A 15,352-nucleotide genomic window follows, 5' to 3' on the forward strand; every position below is an offset into this window, starting at 1 on the left:
CCTCTTCGATTTATTCAATGCTTCATCTACATTTATGTTTTTTTTGTATTCATCAACTACTAGGTCATAAATTTCCTGCTGTACTATTACGCGAGCAAGATAATCGAAAAACTCGTTCTTTCTCGCTAATTCTTTAGATGTTATTTGCTCATTGGAGTGCTTACGTATTAAATCTGATATACCCGTTGATAGTGCTTGAAAATCATCATTTGAAATATTCGGATTGACCTGAGAAAGGTCGTCTGCAAGTCTCCTTTCTACTCGCCTAGTATTGCCTAAACCCATCATTGCTTCGTTATCGAGAGCAGCACCAACCCCCCCTTCCAGCACACTTAGGCCAGCGGTGTTTAGTTGCCCGGTGCTTGTCCTAAGACTATTTGGCAAAAAATCTAAACCAACGCGAGCAGCGCGAGCGTACAGAAACTCAACTTCGTTGAATTCAGCCGTTGATAGACGATCAGACATTTAAGCAGCGCTCCTCAACTTCACAAAAGTATAATTCACGATTTAGGTTCTTGGAGGGCAAATAATTTCGACGGAAGAAGAGGACGCAGGCCTTATAGAGGCAGCTTCTTCTTTCAAGATGCCATTTAAGAAAAGTATTTCATTTTGAACATCAACGTCCAAATTCTCAACAACAAGTAATAACTTTGATAGCGTTTCCTCCGAATATTTTTTTAATTCTTTGCTCACAGCGGCGACTGAAAAGAAGCCGCTTTGCAAATTTCTCACGCGATCCTTTTGAACCAAAAAAATCGAATACATGTTCCCTTCAGCAGCAGATAAATGTATATATCCTCCAGAATATACTACATCCAACAAGTCCAAGAATGTTCTTTCATTTCTCTCGAAAACAATTTCATTACTACTGTTTTTCATATTTAATAACAACGCATCTTCAAGATATTTTACGGCCGCGCACTTATCTTCATTCACATGACCAATAATTACTAGCATCGCCTTCTGGTAAAGCTTGTCTAGAATACAATTCTGATTGCCCAAATCAATTTCATGCCAAAAATCTTTATAGTTTCCAGTTACTGAAGCGCTTTCTCTTTTTTCAAGGTAATTTTTATCTGTGCACTCTAACGCGTTTACTTTAAGTGTCGAAAATACAAAGAAAAAGAAAAACAACCATCCAAGCAGACTCAGACATAGAAAGTTTCGATATTGAGGTTTCATTGCCTTTCCTCCCTGTAGCCATTGCAGGAAATATTTTTCTGTGTTTTCAATTGACAAAGACAGTAATGACAGCCCCCCGAACGTCTAAGCAAAAACAAAATAAAAAATTTACTTATATTTTCGATAATTACCTTGCGGATAGATCATTTCATTTCTACATTGATTTTTTTCACTTTACTTACAACCGCTACAACATTTTAAGAGTGTGTATTCATGTTAGCCTTTGCGAATCTAAGGCGGTAAGTTTCTGTTCTCAGCAAACAAAGCATCTAAAGCACCTCAACATAATTCCCCCCAACCGTCTTCAGCCCACACCGCCTAAAGAACTGATCACTCTCCGCCGCGCTCATCCCGTTGGTAACGTGGACCAGAATATGGCTGCAATTCCGCTCTTTTGCCCATTGCCGGATCGCCTGCATCAGCCGGAGGGCGACCTTGCCTGCCAGCATCGATCCGGTAAGCGAACTGCTGTAATAAAGCCCGGTCACGGAGCAGACGAGCGCGCCTTCACCCAGGAAATACTCACCGGCGTTGAGCGAGGCAAAGCCGACCGGCTTTTCTGCCTCATTGAGCGTCGCGAGCAGCAACCCGTGCTGATCCGGCTGCCGGACCACCTTGTCGAAAAGCGCACGTGCCTTGCGTTCTGAAAACGGAATGTCGCGGAAGATGGTTCTCTCGTGGGCGTCCCTGACGAGGTCAAAGGCGGCAGTGAAATCCGCCTCGCTATCCCGCGCGAGCCTTACCAGAATCCGGCCGGACTTGCGTATCTCGGACCGCGCCCCGGAAACAGGGTCATTGCGCGCTCCGGCGCCGCCATCCGGCACAGCAGTTCCCGTGTCGCCGGACGCAATTTCCATGCGCCCGGAGAGATCAGAATCGCCTCTGTCCACCTTGCCCCCACTTCCAAGCCTGGCCGGTATCCGCTCTCGCCTCAAAGCAGGCGCCCGGCCCGAGATGCCGGACGGCACCCCTAACATCTTGTTAACCAAACCTTAGCAATAGTACGAAGTCACGTGCAACCGGTTTTGTTCGATTTAGGGTTGAAATTTGAACTTCCGCAGCGTTCTCAATTAGATCGCTGAACGAACCTCGCCTCACCACGTGTCACTGTTTGCAAGACCCCTAATAATCTCCCGCTGCTGCTCACGCGGCAGGGACACATAAGCCGTCACCGTTGCCGCCGGATGCTCATATCCCGTGTTTTGCGACCAGGCCTTGTGCTGTTGGAGTGTGGCGCAGATCCTATCCGTGAACACGGCATGGGTTTTCCGCCAGCCATACGCACTGAAGGCTCGCATACCGGCTCTTTCAACGGCTTGCAGACCGCGGCATCCGGCCGCTCATTGGCCCGATTTAGCAAGTGCGGATCTGGAGGTCATTCAACATGTAGGTGGGGTGGCGGAGAGGAAGTCCGTCGAGTTATCTTTTCAAGGCATTGTTTTTTTAAATTTTCTTTCTGAAATTGCACTCAATACCTCAAGTCATACCACCACTGTGATTGCGAAAGCTTGCATGTGAAGCATCGCTTCAGCCAACGACCACAATAGCATGGCGATGACCTCGGAACGGTGACTTACCTCGGTGCTCAGGTTCGCCTGCACACGCGAAGGCGGCAGGCAAACCCAATTGCAAAATCTGCGTCCTCTAAGAACCAAAAGCGATCAAACAAACACGAAGTCATCGCTCTGCAGACTGGAAACGAGCACACTCTTCAAGACGACAGCGGTGTCCGCGTCGAGAGTTATCGTCGTGTCGGCGCCGTCGTCCACAGCGGCTGCAAGAACGGCATTGAAGTCGGCAAATACCGCGCTTTCGAATTGGAGAACGTCTGCCTCAGCTCCGCTTGTCTCGAAATCTGTAACAGTGTCGGTTGCAGCACCCGCGCTTGTGAAGACAAACGTGTCCGAACCGCTTCCTCCGGATAGGATGTCGCTTCCACCGGCACCGCTCAAAATATCGTCGCCGGCACCGCCTAACAAAAACCCGGCATTGCCGCTTCCTGAATACGCAGATTCATATGGATGATATGGATTTTCTACTGGGTCTGGTTTTTTCTTATTCTTGAGGACCTTCCCACATCCCGAAATCGGGCTGGTACATATGTTACCCCCGCTCGGTCCAACGTCTTATAATCTTACCATCAACTCCTTTAATCCACCTATCACCCATTTCATCCTCTTTTACGCTTGAAAATGTGGCCAAATACTTGATTTACTGATCTATCAGTTTTTAGTTTCGACAGACCTCTATATCCTAGGTAATATAAAGTTGATTTCATAACGCATGATCGAAGATCTACGTTCTCTCTTAATAAAAATATGACATATTTCTGCCCACCAAGTAAAAACAGAAGGGCTTCACATCCTTCTGCAAGTTTTGTTTTCTCTGAAGAATTTGCTACCTGAAGAATTTTTTCTTCGATTTCTGGCGGATCAGTAGATACATACAAGAAATTTAAAACTTCTGGCACAACGTCGTTAATTGGAATGAACTCGATATTTTCTGCGTCTCTTGAAATATCATTAAGAATAAGAGTAATTTTACTACAAATTTTACTTCGATTATATTCTTTTTCGTAGGAACAATAGTAGACTAAATTCGTTTCTTTTTGTATTTTATTGCCATTCGCCGAAAGGAAATCTGAAACAATTTTTGAATCACTCTTGTCATGCATTTGTTCCGCGAATGCTGGCGAAGCGCTGGAACAGAGGCAGAAAAGTAACAACAACTTCTGAATTTGCGACTTAAACATCGTCTATCCAGTCAGGAAAACATGAGATGCGAACATTATTCCGAAGGCCGCCGCACAAATCTGCGATTTAAGCGATCTCGAAGTCTATCAGCCAGCACTGCAATAATTCCCTCCAACAGTTGTCATACCGCACCGCCTAAAAAACTTGTCAGTTCCCTCCGCATCCACACCATTGGTCACATGAACAATCAGATGCTCAAAGTTCCGCATCTTAGCCCTATGACGCATTGCCTTTAAGAGCTGCAACGCCGCCTTGCCACCAAGAAACGTGCCGGAAACTTTTCGAGAAACATTAAGCGTCTGCACCGTCGCAATCAACGTCCCGGTTCCCAGGAAATACTCTCCGGCATGAACCGAGGCAAAGCCGTAATGACCATCTTCGGCAAGCGGTTCTGCTCCACGCTGAACAGCATAGATCAACCCGAACCGGTTCGGCTGGGCTGTTGCTTTTTCAAAAAATAGCACGCGCTTTTTCTTCGGGAAACGGGATGTAGCGGAAGATCGCGTTTGATGCGCTTCGCGGGCGAGATACACACCGGCGCGGTAGTCCGCCTCAGACCCGTCTGCCACCCCTGTGTTGCAGTTGGAGTTCGAGCGGGTAAGATCGTCGTCTCTGCCGAGCTGGCCAACTGTCCTAAATACTTAAGGATATATTGCGCTAAACGCTTCGGGGATTCGAGAAAAGATCGTGTTGCTCGACGATTTCGCATTTGGAATTGGCAACTTGTTTCCGAACCACACCTCGATCCAGTCCTTCCCGAAAGTCCAAGTCAAAAGGGATGGTGATTGACGATTTCCCAGTAACTCCTTGTTCGGCAATCGAAGAGGATTGCAAATCAAGAATTTAACCACAAGCGGCAAGTCCGATCTCCTGAGTGCGCGCTCTCAAAATTGATCCCTGCCGTCCGAAGCATCGGAGCGATCCGGCGCAAGTGTTTGCCAAGAGCTGCCGCGTTTGCAGGCCAGCCGCGCCGCTGTTCACGGGCGTCTGGTGCATAAAGCATGATTGCCGTGAAGAGAGCGGTTGGCGTGCCGGCAAAGCCGTCTGGAAAGTCTACAAGGAGCTTGTCGCGAATGACCACGGCCAAGGCATCGTTTTCAAACTTGCTTTCGGTTGCACCCTTCAAGTTTTGCTCATATGCAGACAGAAACTCGCCTGGCTCCCAGCCAAGTGCCGGGCCAGCAGCTTCAGCCCAGCGAGCAAAGTCCGCCATTCGCGGCAATCGCGTCAGTTGCACCGACTTCTTCCGCTGCATGGCGCGCGAAACACCATCGAGCAAGCATCCCAGAATACGCGGACATGCCTCTTCGAACTCCTCCCACAAGTCCTCTTCCGGCCGCCGCTCATGCTCGGGAATCGCAGGTAGATAGACTGCAACGCCGCGCGAAGCCAGGTCGCCACGCTCTGCAAGATCGTTGATGCCGTTAAGAATGATCGGGCGTGCGGCATCAAAGACTTCCTGCTCGCGATCTGTGTGAAGACGGCGCGTCGTCAAGCCCGAGCCAGTGGCGAGCATACAAAGTGCATCAGACAACCAGTTGGGCATCCTGCTTAAATTGTCTATCGCCAGCACCCAGGCATTTGCAGCCTCGACCGCGACGTTTTGATCGTCTTTCGGCGCAGACCGCAATGAAGCACGGGCGGGGTCAACGAGCTTGCGTAACATCCTGCTTGTGGTGGACTTCGCACTGCCATGTTCGCCGTTAACCAGTAGAATTGGATACGGCCCATTCGGCCGTAGCGAAGTCACCAGCCAGGCGACGATCAGCAGCATATCCTCATTTTTTGAAACCCGGATAAAGTTCGCCAGTTCTTCAACAAAGGCTCCTTTCTCGGGCTCTGGCATCGGCAACATCGCTTGTGTTCGGCGGAACTTGCAGTCCGGCCGGGAAACGACCTCCCACCCTGCCGGTGTTATCTTCACTGCCCGCCAGTCTGCGTCACAAAGATCGATCCAGATGGTTTCTGACGTTTCGCCGGAACGAATGAACACACTATGCTGAAGGCCTTCATTTACAGCGCGAGCGTCGAGAACCCTTAATGCGTCTTCCATTGCCTGGCCGCCGAGCATCCCTCCGCTTTCCTTGTAATAACGTGCTGCGATCCAACGCCGAAATTCCCGGGAGCGAATGGGCCAGTTTTCGAAATGGTTCCGGACTTGGAAAGTTGCCCAGGCTTCAAACCCTTCGTCATGCCAAAGCTCAACAGATTCACACAGGCTCAACAATTGAGTTCGCTGGGGCGGACGTTTCCGCTTTCTGGAATTCGCCCCCTCTTCAGCATAGTCGTCGGCAATGGTGTCCTGGGGCGTCCGGCTGTTTGAGCCATGCGTCGAATACAATTCTTTGGAATCGGATGAAATTTCATTTCCGCGCGACGTGTGGGGTGCCCGCGTCGAGCACGCTTTTGCACGCGAGATCAGATCCCTTGCACGTGTTTGGTTCCAATTCTCTGCCAAGGCATCGGCAGCATCCCAGCCGTGGTTGACCTGCTCGGGCGGTTCAACTATCGCAACTGACTCAGCTCCAGCATTGAATGCCAGGCGCATCACATCTGCCGCATAGGCACTACCCGCTTTATCGGCATCTGGCCAGATGACAACATGACGTCCAACAAGGGGGGACCAATCGGTTTTCCCGGCCGCTTTGCTGCCTCCACTACTTGTTGTTACTACAAAGTCTGGAAGCAGTTTTTGAGCCGCATCTGTGGCTTTCTCACCCTCGGTGACCAACACGACCGCCTCGTTGTGCTGTGCAAGTTGGTCAAGCCGATAAAGAGAGCGGTTTTCGGAGATCGCGGCCCAGCGCCAACGCGTGCGTCCTGTTGAGTCGTTCCGCCAGAAGGTCAATGGTAGGACAACCTTGTCACCATCGTCGCCTTCGAAGCGGGCGACGATGGCACAAAGCTTGCTGCCCACATCAAGATAGCGCCACTCGGCAGAAGGCTTCCCTCGCTGAGGATGCGTCCCGGGCGGAGTTGGGGCTTCATCCGGGACGGGAACCAAGGGGATCCAGTCCTGCGAGGCAGACCGCTTGTCGGGCGTCTCTGCCTCCCTAATCGGTGCAAACGGATCATTTGACAAAGGGATTCACCCCCAACATGTCCGAGACCTTGATGGCCGCCTCTCGCTGCGACAAATCGAACAGAAACGCAGCCAGTGCGATGAGATCCCGTCCGCCTTCCCCGGTCGCAAAATCCGCCCACTTCCCTGTGCGCATATTCACCTTCAGGGACCCGTGCCGCCTGTCGATCCTTCGCGGATTGCGGGCCACCCACTCCGTGCCCTCCCGGCGGCCATCCGGCAACCAGCGCTCCAATAAGATACCGGACCGCGACAACGCGGCCCTTGCCACCTGCTCAAAATTCACCCGCCGCCTCATACCACTGCTCCGCTTGCAGGTTTTTCCATATCTTGAGCAACTTTGAGAACGGGACTTAAGCAGTCAGAATCGGAGTACGATGGAATATTAGTTTTATACATCGACCGGGCCCTCACGATTTGCATCTGCTTCAGTCGTGGTGCGGGCGATGTTGGCCCCGGCAAAGGCAACCAGGTCCGCGCGGCGATAGCGGACAGCTCGTCCTATCTTGCAAAAGCGAGGACCACCACCACGCACACGCCAGGCCTGCAGCGTTCTGAAGCTGATGCCCAAGAAGTCGCCTGCTTCCTGTTCGTTCATCAACCGGTCGGGATCTAGTTGCTCAACCAAATTCATCATCGTGATTCTCTCCTTCGCTATGGATTGCGCAGGAGATTGATGACTGAGAATCGAAGTTTAGCACCCAACCCGAATTGTGATTTTTTCAGCCAATTAAGTGGGGCCTAAAGTATCTTCGCACGGATCGGACTCATGCAGCGGAGCCGTCTCTTCCCAGGTGTTCCAGATTTGCTTTTCAAAGAGCTCCCGAAGGCGCGCCTGCACTTCCGTCAAGTCTTCAAAGTCCTTCGGGATGAGATGCGTGCGTTCACCGTTGTCGACATCTTTGAGGAGCCAAACGGTTCTGGACGCAAGACTACGGATATCCTTGCGGTTAACGGGCGGCACCTCTGTCGGCAGGGATGCTTCCGTGTCTTCATCGGCAAAATATATATACTCAAGGTCCGAGAGAAAATTCTCAAAAGCACCGTTTCCTTCACCCGGAAATGAGCCCTTGAGAAACGCGAACAATGTCATGGCGTTGATGCCAAACAGTCTTCTCCTGATATTGACACCCACTCCCTTCTTCCGGCCGGGTCGCTTGTTTTCGCCCGGGTGCGAGGTTTCCTCTTTCGGAGAGTAGTAGGTGGCGTATCGACGTGTCGGATGCTCTAGATCATCAAGATATTCTTCCAAACCTTCAAATCGATCTTCGAAAACCTCCTGATCAAAAAGCTCCCAAATCTTTGTATTGACACCAACATCATCATCATCATGCGGCAGTTTTAGATTTGAAAGGTATGAGATTGCGCCTCGCATCTCATCCATGGCTCCGAGTATTGTTGAGCTCGAAGACAAAAGGATTTCCAGTTTCTCTACGATTTCTTGCCGTTGGACGTTGTCTGAATGAGCTCTTTCGATTGTCAAAAACCATCGACGTATCTCGGCCCTGACTTCTAGGTAAATGCACTGAACGCCGGAATGCTGCTGCCGCCAATTCCACGCCTCACCCCTACATTTGAGGGCTTCTTCGATGAGTGCATCAAACGCATGACGGTTGAAGGAAGTGGACGGGCGTTCCCATGCTCGCCAGTTTGGCGGAAACGACGCTTGGTACGGTCGCGCCAGTGCTTGAAGCGGGAGCTTCTCGCCAAACAACCGGTGCCACAAGGCTTGATCCCGGGTTCCCCTGTCAAGGTCCCTTGCGTCGTCCGAGGAAAGCACGGAGCTCGCCCTTTTGTCCCGCAAATGGATCAGGGCTTTCAGTGCAGGCTCATATCCCTCTGGCAACCATTGCAGCTGATCGGTCGGTCTCTTCCCAATCATTACCGGGCATCCCGTAAATGAAATCTGTTCACGAAGAACCCTCTCTCGCTGCCAAGGTGTCGCCCCGGACCTCCATCGGTTTCGCTTCGTCCTCGGCGAGCTCTTTCCCTTGGCCCAACGCGACTGCAATTCGGTTTGAAACCTTGTCTGACAGTTCACGCAAGGGGTCATTGTCCCGGTTGGCGTATCGCCCTGTCATCGCGACCGTGCGGTGCCGCAGAAGATCGCGAACCATGAAGGCGTTCGCACCCGACTGCCCACCGAGTGTGCCAACCGTATGTCGAAGATCGTGCAGGTGCACGTCTTTCAAATCGGCTGCCGTCCGCAAACGGTCCCAACAGCGACGCAGCTGGTGGTAGGGCATCGGCTTCTGCTGATCGGTCGGCATCGGCAAAACCCACGGTGAGTACTTTACTCGGGGTTGCGCCTTCAAGATCTCAAGCACGTCAACGCTCACAGGGTGTCCGACACGTTCGCCGCCTTTCACTCCGGGAAACGCCACCAGTCCCTGCTCCTGATCGATATGACGCCATTCGAGAGTCAGCACCTCGTTTGCTCGCGCTCCGCTGAAAAGCAGCAGACGAACCGCGGCGAGGTGGCTGGGGTGCTCGCTGCCCGATGCTTCAACGACAGCCAGCGCTTTACCGAGCCGGGTGATTTCCTTGTCAGTCAGGAACCGCTCGCGCGCGTTTTCCTTGTGTCTCTGCACGCCCGTGACCGGGTTTGTGCCCTCCTGCCTCGCACCCCATTCCTCGGCACGCGCGAAGACGCTGCTGAGTACAGTCAGCACATTGTTCGCTTGCCGGCCGCTGCCGGGGATGGATCGGTGAAGTTTGATTATGTCTTGCCGCGTCACCGCATCCACAAGGAACGGACCCAATGACGGACGGATATGAGTGGCAATGAGATATCGCCAGACCTTGGCTGTGCTTGCTGCCAGGTTCCTCGCTATATGATCCGTCTCGAAACGATCGAGCAACTTAGCGACCGTTTCCGCATCCCTGATGGCCTTTCGCTCCGCCGAAGGATCCGCGCCACGTACGACGTCGGCAAGAAGCTGCCTGGCGATTTTGCGTGCTTCATCCGGGGCAAGCTGGCCGTGTTGACCGATAGCCAGTTTTCGGGTTCGACGCTGGGCATTCCTGTACTGTATAAGGTAGGTTTTTGTCCCGCTTAGTTTGACCCGAACACCAAACCCCCGAACTTCCGTGTCCCAAAGAAATATTTCTTTGTCAGCGGCGCTGGTCGAATCGATCGTTCTTTTGGTCAACTTAGTTCTCAACGATGGCTCCACAGGCTCAAGTCGTTCTCCGACTTTAGGACTTTAGTTTAGTTCTTTAGGCTTCAGTTTTTGGACCTGACTGGCGACATCCAACGCTTAGCCACCCCGTATCTGAATTCGGTTTGGTACGGTCCCTAAAAACCCAACGCCGGTCGCATCACAGCTCAAGGTCACGAGACAAGCCGACCCTTAGGACAGCTGCGAAAGCTGAGAGGACGGTATAAGAACGCATTTCATTCAGTAATATCCCACCAATTAGCAAGGTCTTAGACGGCGTGGACGGCACGGGCGGCGGATCCTCCGTATTGTAATTGAACAACGCACTTAAACTGGCCCAAAGGATCGGACTTTCTGCCTTGTCCGGGTTTGCCGGGGAAGCAATAGGGAAGCACGGGGAAGCAATTCAGCGCAATATGGATCATAAGTCATCGCACAGCTTTTTTATTAATTCAATATTTTGAGTACTTTATCGTACTCTATCGAAATCAAAAGAAATACCGTCATAAGCTTCCCAAGCTTAAGACGAGAGTTCGTTTCCCTTCACCCGCTCCACCTCCCCTCGATTTCAGGCCGGGCTTCACTTTCTCCATATCCAAACCACAAAAAATAAGTGGCGGAGAAGATCTCCGCCACCGAATAGAACTAAAAAGCAATGTATGGTCAAAGGTCTGGCGCTTCGGGGCCGGATGGCCCGTCGGCAAAAAGGGATTGTGCGGTTGCCCGCGAAACTCGTTCCTCAGACGATGGGATATCCATCGATCATGTTGCGGTAAAATCCGGCAATGTCCTTGGACGCGTCCAGATCGGGATGAAATTCGTCCGTCCAGCGCCCGCGCACCACGTTCCGGATATCGACCACCGTGACGTTCGGATTGGCGTCGTCGATCTCATTCAGGAACCCGTAGAACCGGTCGACAAGATAGGCAAGGATCGCGTGGATCAGGTCCCTGTCGGACTCGAAGCGAAAGTTGCGCTTGATGAACGGGCGGCCGAACCAGGGTCCGTCGCTATGGGCAACGGGATAGTCGTAGCCGTGCACAAGAAGCTGCGTGCGCGGTGCTTTTTGGTGCAGGTAGCGTGCAATCTCGACATAGCCGCTTTTCAGCCCTGCCAGGATTTCTTCCAGTTTCTCCATCTGGAGGAAATCCTCCGGATCGTCGGACCCGAGCCCCGCGCTCCTGTCCTTGAGCAGCCTGGTCAGCGCGCATCCGCCGAGGACCTCACCGCCGCCACCTGAAAAGACAAGGTAGTCGTAGATACCCCTGTCGACATGGACGCGGAAGGGCTTTTCCCTCACGATGCTTTCAAAACTGTGACCGGGCCATGCGGAACTTGCCGTCTGGTAGTAGCCTTCCAGAATGTCGAAAAAGGTCTTGTTGTAGCCAAGGTACCTTGAGACCTCGATCACAACGTTGATCCATGAATCTCCGCAGGCGCACACCCGTAACGGTGACCGGCTCACGCGGATCGGATGCGTGTCATCGCCCTTGCCCGAGGCGGACCATTCGGCGGCGATCTGTTCCTGGGTCAGAGGCATCCGCGTATCGTCAAGAACATGATAGGCAAGGCACTTGCTCGGATCCTTTTCATACCGCGTGTTGTTCAGGACTGTCGCTTCCAGGATATCGGCGTACATGGCTACCTCCTAAGCATTCGTCGGTCTGTGCGATGGAAAGGGAAAAACGGGAGACCCGGCTCTCTTTCTCCAGTGCGCGCCATCCCACCTGGCACGCATCAACGCAGTCTTACCGATCCGCTCAGATCCCCACTTGAGTGCGTCGTTGTTGATTTTTTGTACAATATCCATTGCGCTCACGCGCGTGAGAAAAGCGTGAAAACAAACACTCACAAAAAGAAAGGCCCGGCAAATGCCGGGCCAATCAGTAAAATTTGAATATGCTTCAATTCATCTGACCAGATATCTGCCAAGTCGAGCGCGTTCTTCGGGATTTTGATTTGCCAACGCGCACTTCTCCACGATCGGAAGATAGTTTTCTGCTTCTGCATTCTTGACCGCAACATCAGATGCGGTCGCGAATGCTTCAGACAGACGTCGCGCAACCAGAGGAGCCGCCACGCTCGTACCCTGTACGAGCGCATGTGACCCGCTTCGCGTTCCTGCTGCAATGATGCCAAGGTTTATGTTCGACCTGTCGGCAGGCGCCGTGCAATCGACAGCACCCGCAGGAGCCGCAAGGTCCACCTTTCCCGCCGAACTGTAGGTCGATGCGACAGGTTTATCAGGGTTCCACCCCGTTTGGGCGGCCGGACGGCAACCGGAAACAATCAGCGAGGTCTGCCCCGTCGCAAGACTGTTCAAGGTGCCGAAGCGCCGGACATGACTGTTCTGGTCGTCATCCTGAGCTTCTTCTCCCAGATCGCTGAATTTGCGGTAGTCAAGGTCTCTGAGATAGCTTTGCCGGCTGCCGGACCGGAATTCATCCGGATCTTCATCGCGTTGTATCCACACATAAAGCGGAGGATGGGACGTTGGCGCTCCCTGACCGCGTTTGAGCGTCACGCTCCAGTCGCCCGCTGGTGCGGCGGGAAGATCCATGTCTTCCGGCTCGCTCGGTGCCAGTGCGATCATCGCCCGCCAATGACCGGACGTACGATGGTTGTCCACGCTCAGTTGTCCTATCGGGACAGGTCCCGACGGCCGGTTCTGGTAAAGCACTTCAAAACGCCTCGGATCGCCTCCCCTGCACAGCGGGTCTGGTGTGAGATCGAGCGACGCCTTTGTCTTGCCGAAAGGGCCTTCCAGCTCAAGCACGAACCCCGCCGGATCGACACCGCCCGGAAACCAGACCTCCAGATAACTGGAGGTTCTGTCGTTGGGTTGAACCGCCCAGGTGAAGGCGAATTCGTTCTCCTCGAATTGATCAGCGGAAATCTCACCATGCAACTGATCCATGAAGGTGTTGCCAGAAGGCAGAACCATGACAGTGGGACGGCCGAGCTTGCGGCGTTCGGTAACGATTTCGTTGATTGCAGCCGCCAGCTCGGATTCGCCATCGTGACGTGCGCCCGAAAAACCATAGCTGAAATTGATCGCAACCCGGATGTCAGGTTCGTCGTAGCCGGCGGCAATTCTCTCGGCCCGTTCCAGAATGTAATGCACGGCGGCCAGCATATACATGTCTTTGGCAAAGCTCGACGTGTCCCACGCGATCGTGTTGGGAAGCTGCACCGCGATCAGGCGTGTCTCTTCTGGAGGTTCCTTCAGTCCGTTCGGATCATATCCCGCGGCGACATCCATGATATGCGCCCCATGCGTGGCATGCCTGTTTATGGCCGGGCCGAGTTCGAACATGTCCGAGGTCGCGCCAGCAGCGTCGTAGAGCGCGTCCTCGTCCGCTCCATAGTCGCGGATCAGGGTCTCGATTTCATCGCGCGTATACTCCCGGCCGCAGATGACGCTCGGGTCCTGGAGATCCGGGTCTTTGTCCGCGGATTGCAGCCAGCAGAATTCGAGCCGTGTTCTCTTTCCGTCCGCAGCCCGAAAATTCCGGTGCGCAAACGGAACGCCGTCTTCAATGACACCGAGAACGTTGATGCGCTTTCCCGGCTTACGATTCTGTTGAACAGATGGGTCTGGCGACCAGACAGGATCGGACGGAAACCCGCTGGTGGTTTCGTTCATCGCCGTGTCCGCGACAGGAAAGGCCATCCTGAAACGGGGCTTGCTGATCCCGGAAGCCCCGAGGCCCTCGTTCACGCATTGACCTATATCCCGCGGACCGGCCATGCGCCCCAGCGGATTGTCGATAACCATCGGCCAGAACTTCAGCGGCACATTGTCAGAAATCCCCCAAAGTGTTGGAAACCATCTCCTCGGGCCACCCGTGCCGGCTGATGGCACCTGCCCTGTCGGGAGCTCAGCCAGAGCGGTCAAATATCGAACATCATCGCGCCTGAAGGCAGGAAACGCATAAGGATTGCCAATCCCGAAATTCCAGGCTTCATACGGCCCCAGATAGTTCTTGAGCGATTCGACATCAAAGCTGCTGTCCGCAGCCGTGCTTTCGTCAGTCATGTCCGGCGCTCCTGCTCAGAGTTCGAATTCGTCTACGGCCTTGAGCCAAAGCCATTCGAACAGCTCGCTTTTCGCCACATTGCAGTTCGAGAGTTCGCTGACGCCGTGATCTTTCCAGACCGGATCCTTGTACTGCGACAGCATAAAGTCGGAGTCGCCTTTGGCCGCGTATTTCAAGCCGGTCATGGTGTTCGTGATACCGCACTTGTTCAGAATGATCTCCGCGATCATCTTGCCGAGCAGGGCACCCGCCCAGCTGTCGATGGGATAATGAACACCGGCGACGGTCCTGCTGACAGAAATACGCTCGGCCTGCTTGAACAGAAGATTTTTGCGTTTGTCAGGATCCGGATAGTGCGACCCGGTGGCATCGACCAGACCCGCCAAAAGATGCGCTACAGCAAAAGCTTCTGTTGCATGTGCGCTCGGAAATGCCCCGTGACCGGGTGTCGGGATCATCGGTAACACTGTTGCACCAATGCGATCAGGCCTGCGAATGGCCAGGTGGTGTTTCACGATCATCGCCACGTGTGCCGCCAGAACCTGGCAGACAGTGATCAACTCGAAAGTCTTCGCGTTGCGGGCAGCATGGAGCCCAAGGATCATGGCAAAATAGGGCGTTGGAAACCCGAGCTGGGACGTGATTTCCGGCGTTCTTTCCGGGCGCTGGTCCATGTAGGCGCGCACGTATTTCAGCTGCTCGTCAAACACAGCCGCCGCAGGACGCACGATCTCAAAAAACGACTGGACGGTGCCGCCAGAACCCTGGTGGCTCAACGTCACTGATTCTGGTTCGTTCTTGTCCACGGTCCAACGCAGTTCGCTGAGAAAGTCACTCAAGTAAAGGGATGCCCGCACCCAATCGCCCCAATAGTCGAGATTGTCGGCTGACGAAAACGCCAATTCGCGCGACGCATGCGATTCGTCATCACCGGCAGCATGACTTATGGCTTGAGCACTGACCTGCAGCCCTTGGACAGTTGCAGGGTCCAGGACCGGAACCGTACCTGCGCCCAGAAAACTACCGAGCCCGGTGGCGTTCAAATTGCCGACGCCGCCGACGCCGCCGACGCCACCAACTCCGCCAACACCACCAACACCGCCAACACCGCCGTAATAAGCCATTTTCATTCCC

At 53.3% G+C, this 15,352-nt stretch carries 13 protein-coding genes; all 13 read right to left on the reverse strand.

The annotated features are described in order from the left end of the window. Nucleotides 1-507: 507 nt before the first annotated feature. Nucleotides 508-1,182, reverse strand: coding sequence for a hypothetical protein (locus RBB49_RS01080; protein WP_306140800.1), 675 nt, complete (start codon nt 1,180-1,182; stop codon nt 508-510). A 269-nt stretch (nt 1,183-1,451) separates the two neighbouring features. Beyond that, complete coding sequence (locus RBB49_RS01085) at nt 1,452-2,072, reverse strand: GNAT family N-acetyltransferase (RefSeq protein WP_306140801.1); 621 nt, start codon at nt 2,070-2,072, stop codon at nt 1,452-1,454. A 771-nt stretch (nt 2,073-2,843) separates the two neighbouring features. Then, nucleotides 2,844-3,284 (reverse strand): hypothetical protein, encoded by a 441-nt coding sequence (locus RBB49_RS01090; RefSeq protein WP_336623385.1) that lies wholly within the window; start codon nt 3,282-3,284, stop codon nt 2,844-2,846. Between the two features lie 68 nt (nt 3,285-3,352). Continuing rightward, on the reverse strand, nt 3,353-3,934 hold the full coding sequence (locus RBB49_RS01095) for a hypothetical protein (protein WP_306140802.1): 582 nt from the start codon (nt 3,932-3,934) through the stop codon (nt 3,353-3,355). Between the two features lie 87 nt (nt 3,935-4,021). After that, nucleotides 4,022-4,504 (reverse strand): hypothetical protein, encoded by a 483-nt coding sequence (locus RBB49_RS01100; protein ID WP_306140803.1) that lies wholly within the window; start codon nt 4,502-4,504, stop codon nt 4,022-4,024. Nucleotides 4,505-4,770: 266 nt separating this feature from the next. Further along, complete coding sequence (locus RBB49_RS01105) at nt 4,771-7,017, reverse strand: ATP-binding protein (RefSeq protein ID WP_306140804.1); 2,247 nt, start codon at nt 7,015-7,017, stop codon at nt 4,771-4,773. Then, nucleotides 7,007-7,303, reverse strand: coding sequence for a hypothetical protein (locus RBB49_RS01110; RefSeq protein WP_336623379.1), 297 nt, complete (start codon nt 7,301-7,303; stop codon nt 7,007-7,009). The genes RBB49_RS01105 and RBB49_RS01110 overlap by 11 nt, the downstream gene beginning before the upstream one ends. 105 nt (nt 7,304-7,408) lie before the next feature. Continuing rightward, nucleotides 7,409-7,654 carry an AlpA family transcriptional regulator gene (locus RBB49_RS01115; protein WP_306140806.1) on the reverse strand — a complete coding sequence of 82 codons (246 nt, stop codon included), beginning with the start codon at nt 7,652-7,654 and terminating at the stop codon, nt 7,409-7,411. A 93-nt stretch (nt 7,655-7,747) separates the two neighbouring features. Then, the gene (locus tag RBB49_RS01120; protein WP_306140807.1) at nt 7,748-8,899 is read right to left on the reverse strand and encodes a hypothetical protein; all 1,152 of its coding nucleotides are present in this window, start codon (nt 8,897-8,899) and stop codon (nt 7,748-7,750) included. A gap of 28 nt (nt 8,900-8,927) precedes the next feature. Beyond that, complete coding sequence (locus tag RBB49_RS01125) at nt 8,928-10,169, reverse strand: site-specific integrase (RefSeq protein WP_306140808.1); 1,242 nt, start codon at nt 10,167-10,169, stop codon at nt 8,928-8,930. Nucleotides 10,170-10,917: 748 nt separating this feature from the next. Continuing rightward, nucleotides 10,918-11,817: a hypothetical protein gene (locus RBB49_RS01130; RefSeq protein ID WP_306140809.1), complete on the reverse strand. Its 900-nt coding sequence runs from the start codon at nt 11,815-11,817 to the stop codon at nt 10,918-10,920. A gap of 270 nt (nt 11,818-12,087) precedes the next feature. Next, the gene (locus RBB49_RS01135) at nt 12,088-14,217 is read right to left on the reverse strand and encodes a S8 family serine peptidase (RefSeq protein ID WP_306140810.1); all 2,130 of its coding nucleotides are present in this window, start codon (nt 14,215-14,217) and stop codon (nt 12,088-12,090) included. A gap of 15 nt (nt 14,218-14,232) precedes the next feature. Beyond that, nucleotides 14,233-15,342, reverse strand: coding sequence for a phosphatase PAP2 family protein (locus RBB49_RS01140; RefSeq protein WP_306140811.1), 1,110 nt, complete (start codon nt 15,340-15,342; stop codon nt 14,233-14,235). Nucleotides 15,343-15,352 lie beyond the last annotated feature (10 nt).

It is taken from the genome of Roseibium sp. MMSF_3412 (assembly GCF_030733265.1).
GTDB lineage: Bacteria > Pseudomonadota > Alphaproteobacteria > Rhizobiales > Stappiaceae > Roseibium.